A 3651-nucleotide genomic window follows, 5' to 3' on the forward strand; every position below is an offset into this window, starting at 1 on the left:
GAGCGGTCACTTCGCCGCGAACGGCAGACAAAGAGCCTGTGAGAATGAGAAAAACGCTGATCAGTGACTGGGAATGCAGTCTGGTCAGCAGGTCGTGATCAGGAAAGGATCGCGAGTGAGCGTTTTCTACTGGACGAGCGACGTTCGCACATCACATAAGTTGTTCCCCCCTTTTGAAAAGTGAGCCGCAATGGAATACTATTGCAGCCCAAGCCACGCTTGCCAGAAGGACCTGACTGTCCGTCGCACGGACCGGGGCGTGAGACTTTCCACTCGCAAAACAGTTACGCCACTCGGGCTAACTCAAGAGAGATATTGCATGACGACAGAACGCACCTATCAACTTCCGCCGCTCGGGCAAAATCCATCCACGACGGCTCAGGGGACGACTCCTGGCAGTTTTGCGTTAAAGCCTGCATTAAAACCTGGTCGCGCAGGGGCTCTGACGTTTGCGTCGCCAGACACACCGGGAATGCCCGCTCCGTCTGAGAAAACGGCCTGGGACTTCATGCCGCTGGACTGGAAACTCAAATCGGGATACGGTCGTGACGCCGGGCAGCAGTCCCACGAACAGGCGGACGCCTGGGAGCCCCCGGCTGGTTTTCAGCCTGTCACCCAGCTCGAGTTTGCTCGCCGGGGAATCGTCACTCCAGAGATGATGCGAGTTGCCGAACGTGAACCGCATCTGACACCCGAGCAGGTGCGCGATGAAGTCGCTGCTGGGCGGATGGTGATCCCTGCGAACAAGGTTCACCTGCAGTACAAACTCGATCCCATGGCAATCGGACGGGCGTCAAAAACCAAAGTGAACGCCAACATGGGTGCTTCGCCGGTTTCATCGAGCACGGATGAAGAAGTCGAAAAGCTGAAATGGGCCGAACGCTGGGGGGCGGACACCGTCATGGACCTGTCGACGGGGGGCGATCTGAACGCCTGCCGCGACGCCATCGTCCGCAACAGCACGGTTCCAATCGGCACGGTCCCCATCTATTCGATGATCATCGGACGGCGAATCGAACAACTGACACCGGAAATCATTCTTGAGTCCCTCAAGGAGCAGGCCGCACAAGGGGTCGATTACTTCACGATTCACGCCGGTGTGCAGCGCGAGCACCTGCCATTCATCAAGAAGCGACTGATCGGGATCGTCAGTCGTGGTGGATCCCTCCTGGCGAAGTGGATGCTGGTGCACGGCAAGCAGAACCCGATGTACGATCACTGGGAATCGATCTGCGATATCATGCGTGAGTATGATGTCACGTTCTCAATTGGTGACGGATTGCGTCCGGGTGGATTGGCGGACGCTACAGATCAGGCGCAACTGGCTGAACTGGTGACACTGGGCGAGCTGACCGAGCGTGCCTGGCGGAAAGGGGTTCAGGTCATGGTTGAAGGTCCGGGACATGTCCCATTCGACCAGATCGAATTCAACATGAAGCTTCAGCGACAACTCTGTCACGGTGCTCCGTTCTACGTGCTGGGCCCGCTCGTGACTGATATCTTCCCCGGGTACGACCACATCACCAGTTGTATTGGTGCCACGGCTGCGGGATACCACGGCGCTGCGATGCTCTGTTACGTCACACCGAAAGAGCACCTTGGACTGCCGAAAAAAGATGACGTCAAACAAGGCTGTATCGCTTACAAGATTGCTGCCCACGCCGCAGATGTGGCATTGGGAATCCCGGGATCTCGCGATCGTGACGACGAATTGACCAAGGCACGAGCGGCACTGAACTGGGAGAAACACTTCGAATTGAGTTTCGATCCCGATACAGCGCGGGCCTACCACGACGAGGATCTCGACGTCGACACCGATTTCTGTGCGATGTGCGGTCACGACTGGTGCAGCGTCCGCATCAGTAAGGAAATCGTTGAATTTTCGTCCGGCAAGGACGAACAGTACAAGTGGGAAAAGGCGAAAGTGACTGCGGCTCTCTCACCAGAGCAACAGGAGATTCTGGCCAAGCGAGGTGTTCTGTCGCCCGATGAAATCCACCGCCTGGCTGCGAAGACCAAGAAGGTGATGACGCCGCCAGCAGCAGACAAGGCTTCCTGCCACAGCGACTTCGTCGATGCGAACGTCGCCCGTGACTTGCAGAATAACAAGTCTGATCTGGTGGAACTGACCATCCCACAGGGATAACTCATTCTTGCTGACGGCGGTTTTGGCTTACAGTCTTGTGCAGAAAGTGAGTCTATGACGTTCAGAATCGGGTCGTTCGTCCTGCTGGGAATTCTAGTTTCATGGATACCGGTGAGGGCCGCGGATCTCCCGGCCTTCGAAGCTCTGCCTGCAAGGGCAGAGCTTCCTGATCCGCTCGAAATGCTGGACGGAACCAAAATCACGTCCGCAGCGGACTGGAACAGCAAGCGACGACCTGAGCTGAAGGAATTGTTCCAGCACTATATGTACGGCTATCTCCCTGCCAGGCCGCAGAAGTGGGTGGTCGAAGAAGTTCTCTTCACTGATCCGGCATTTCTGGACGGCAAAGCGACCATCAGCGAAAGCCGGTTGGCGTTTTTCGGTCCCGACCTGAAGCATCGATTGCATGTGATACTGGTGCTGCCGAATAACGTCCCCGCGGGAACGAAAGTCCCCGTGTTCGTGGGGATGAACTTTTGCGGAAATCACGCAGTCACTCACCATCCCAAGGTGCATGTCCCCGAGGCATGGGTTTATCGTTCCTGCAGCGGCTCAGAAAACGAACGAGCCACCGAACAGGGGCGGGGCGGCCAGACTCAGGTCTGGAATCTGGATCTGATCATCGACCGAGGATACGGCTTCGCCGGCTTCTATAGCGGCGATATTGATCCGGATACCGCGGACTTCGCCGACGGAATTCAACCCTCGTTTTATGACAAGGGGCAGACATCGCCGAAACCGACGGATGCCGGGACGATTGCCGCCTGGGCCTGGGGATACCATCGGGTGGTGGACTTCCTGCTGGAAAAACATCGTGACAAAATCGACGATCGGCGAATCGCCGTCGTAGGACATTCACGCAACGGCAAGACGTCAGTGCTCGCAGCCGCGATGGACGAACGAATCGCCCTGGCAATTCCTCATCAGGCAGGATGTGGGGGAACGGCTCCCGATCGAGTTGACATCGACCGGAAAGATGTCGAAACCATTCGACGAATCAATACGTCATTTCCACACTGGTTCTGCGACAATTTTCCGCTCTTCAATGAACGGCCGGACAAGCTTCCGTTTGACCAGCACTGCCTGGCCGCGCTCTGTGCTCCCCGTCCCGTGCTGTACTCCAACGCGGTTGAGGACCAGTGGGCCAATCCTGATGGTCAGTTCGAGATGCTGAAAGCGGCTCATCCCGTCTATCAATTGCTCAACTCAGAGGGACTCCGCGTCAGCAAAAAGCCGGAACTGCGCACTCTTGTCGATAGCCCGCTGGGCTACTACATCCGTCCCGGAAAGCACGAGATGAACCGTGAAGACTGGGGCATCTTCCTGGATTTTGCGGATCGCCATTTTCACCAGCCCTGATAGAAGACATGGACGGTGCCGAACGAATTGCTCTCTGTACGGCGACCCAAGCCGTCGGGTAGAGACTTTCGCTCAGCCATGTCCTCCGAACACCGAGCGTTTGGAGTGGGCCTGTCATTCAACATAGGGGGGGACTGGATGCAGGC

At 56.9% G+C, this 3651-nt stretch carries 2 protein-coding genes; both read left to right on the forward strand.

Annotated elements, in window-relative coordinates:
- The first annotated feature begins 472 nt into the window (after positions 1 to 472).
- Entirely contained in the window at positions 473 to 2146 is a 1674-nt protein-coding gene (thiC, locus tag VGE80_RS20090) for a phosphomethylpyrimidine synthase ThiC (protein ID WP_440593893.1), read from the forward strand.
- A 54-nt stretch (positions 2147 to 2200) separates the two neighbouring features.
- Positions 2201 to 3505, forward strand: a complete 1305-nt coding sequence (locus VGE80_RS20095; protein WP_373651876.1) for a glucuronyl esterase domain-containing protein — start codon at positions 2201 to 2203, stop codon at positions 3503 to 3505.
- Positions 3506 to 3651 lie beyond the last annotated feature (146 nt).

This window comes from Schlesneria sp. (assembly GCF_036405755.1).
Classification (GTDB): Bacteria; Planctomycetota; Planctomycetia; order Planctomycetales; family Planctomycetaceae; genus Schlesneria; species Schlesneria sphaerica.